Raw genomic sequence first — 951 nt, forward strand, 5'->3', positions numbered from 1 at the left:
CATCACGACGCAGTGCTTGGGAATTGGCAATGGACGGTTTGGTCATCCAGAGCAGGACCGCGCAATTTCGATCCGTGAAGCTGCCATCCTTCAGTCTTTTCCTGCGGACTTTGAATTTGTCGCACCGGGCGAGCGAGTGAACCAGCTCCGACTAGCGCGGCAGATAGGAAACGCGGTGCCGGTCCGATTAGGAGAGGCGGTTGCTCGCTCAATCAAACGACACCTTGAAAACCACGTGCAAGCTTAGAAAAAATGGAGGGGCGCCGAGCGCCCCTTTTTTACTCGCCCGTGAAAACGTAGGTCGGGCTGCCTTGCGGCATCACAACTGTTGGGAACCAGGCGATTGGTTCGTCTGGATCACCGACATAGAGCAAGGCGAGCGACGGTGCCTGAGGCGATACTCTTCTGAGGAGTGCGATCTCTTGACCGCTCAGGCGGCCGCGCCACCATCCGCGCTCCGTTAGCGTGTCTTCCACCTCGCGAACATATACGGTGCCTCCGCCCTGCATATGATCCGAGAATGATCGAAGAAGCGCCTCAATTGTCTCAAGGTCCCACAGACCCGGATCATCATCCAAAATTGCAACGCTCTCGATCAAAGCATTGATGGCCTCCAGCGGGACGGTCGTCGCGCGCCTCTGGCGATCAGCTTCTGTAATTGGAACGCCGTTCCCTCTAAGGATATCGAGCACGAGCGCAGCCGCATCGGAATCTTCCGCATAGAAGTGGGGATGTATCTGATCTCGACCAGCTTGCACGGTGCGAACTGCACCCGCTTCCAAAGCGTTCGGCCGTGTAGGACGAGAGGCGAGCGGAACCCGTATTAACACGGTATTGCCGTTGTTCTCCCCCTCGACGGTCAATCGCAGCGCTTCCTCAGCTTCATGGATCTCGCGGAAACGGGCGGCTAGTCGATGAGGCAGATAGATCCGCACGTGATCAAGGTACGAC

General features: G+C 57.3%; 2 protein-coding genes. One reads left to right on the forward strand and one right to left on the reverse strand.

The window, feature by feature from the left end; translation table 11 throughout:
- On the forward strand, window positions 1-247 hold a 247-nt coding region (locus C9413_RS32415), incomplete at its 5' end, for a DNA cytosine methyltransferase (RefSeq protein WP_170251621.1).
- Window positions 248-278: 31 nt separating this feature from the next.
- Here C9413_RS32415 and C9413_RS32420 read toward each other — a convergent pair.
- On the reverse strand, window positions 279-951 hold a 673-nt coding region (locus C9413_RS32420), incomplete at its 5' end, for a hypothetical protein (protein ID WP_170251623.1).

The sequence above is a fragment of the Rhizobium sp. SEMIA 4085 genome, assembly GCF_013004495.1.
Taxonomy (GTDB): domain Bacteria; phylum Pseudomonadota; class Alphaproteobacteria; order Rhizobiales; family Rhizobiaceae; genus Rhizobium; species Rhizobium gallicum.